Genomic DNA, 810 nt, shown 5'->3' with positions numbered 1-810 from the left:
AAATAGTCTGGTGGCGATAGCGAAAAGGTCACACCCGTTCCCATACCGAACACGGAAGTTAAGCTTTTCAGCGCCGATGGTAGTTGAGGGTTTCCCTCTGTGAGAGTAGGACGTCGCCAGGCGGTAACATTTATACTTTAATTATTCCACAGTAGCTCAGTTGGTAGAGCATTCGGCTGTTAACCGAACGGTCGCAGGTTCGAGTCCTGCCTGTGGAGCCATTAGGAGAGCTGTCCGAGTGGCCGAAGGAGCACGATTGGAAATCGTGTAGGCGGGCAAAACCTGTCTCAAGGGTTCAAATCCCTTGCTCTCCGCCATAAAATTATACTGGCCCCTTGGTCAAGCGGTTAAGACACCGCCCTTTCACGGCGGTAACACGGGTTCGAATCCCGTAGGGGTCACCAAGTTTTTTCAAGAATGAAAATAACTTATGTTTTGGAGGATTAGCTCAGCTGGGAGAGCACCTGCCTTACAAGCAGGGGGTCGGCGGTTCGATCCCGTCATCCTCCACCAAAGATTTTTCACGAAGTGAAAATATCTTTCCTTTTCACAAAGCAGAAATTTTTATTGTCGCGGGGTGGAGCAGTCTGGTAGCTCGTCGGGCTCATAACCCGAAGGTCGCAGGTTCAAATCCTGTCCCCGCAATTAATGAAAGTTATTTTATCAAGTTCAAGCTTGATAATAACTCTGGTCCCGTGGTGTAGCGGTTAACATGCCTGCCTGTCACGCAGGAGATCGCCGGTTCGATCCCGGTCGGGACCGCCATATTGTGGCTCAGTAGCTCAGTCGGTAGAGCAAAGGACTGAAAAT

At 50.1% G+C, this 810-nt stretch carries 6 tRNA genes and 1 rRNA gene; all 7 read left to right on the top strand.

The features are described 5' to 3' along the window. Window positions 1-6 precede the first annotated feature (6 nt). The 7 genes from rrf to M3175_RS23930 all read left to right on the top strand — a co-directional run bounded on the left by rrf (window position 7) and on the right by M3175_RS23930 (window position 765). Window positions 7-122 (top strand): 5S ribosomal RNA (rrf, locus tag M3175_RS23960). Window positions 123-145: 23 nt separating this feature from the next. Continuing rightward, window positions 146-221, top strand: a tRNA-Asn gene (locus M3175_RS23955). A gap of 3 nt (window positions 222-224) precedes the next feature. Beyond that, a tRNA-Ser gene (locus M3175_RS23950) sits at window positions 225-317 on the top strand. Between the two features lie 12 nt (window positions 318-329). Then, a tRNA-Glu gene (locus M3175_RS23945) sits at window positions 330-404 on the top strand. Between the two features lie 33 nt (window positions 405-437). Beyond that, window positions 438-513, top strand: a tRNA-Val gene (locus M3175_RS23940). Between the two features lie 58 nt (window positions 514-571). Further along, window positions 572-645: transfer RNA gene (locus M3175_RS23935), tRNA-Met, on the top strand. Window positions 646-689: 44 nt separating this feature from the next. Then, a tRNA-Asp gene (locus M3175_RS23930) sits at window positions 690-765 on the top strand. The last annotated feature ends 45 nt before the right edge of the window (window positions 766-810 follow it).

It is taken from the genome of Robertmurraya korlensis, from assembly GCF_023715225.1.
Lineage (GTDB): Bacteria > Bacillota > Bacilli > Bacillales > Cytobacillaceae > Robertmurraya_A.
This window is presented reverse-complemented; position numbering and strand designations above follow the sequence as displayed.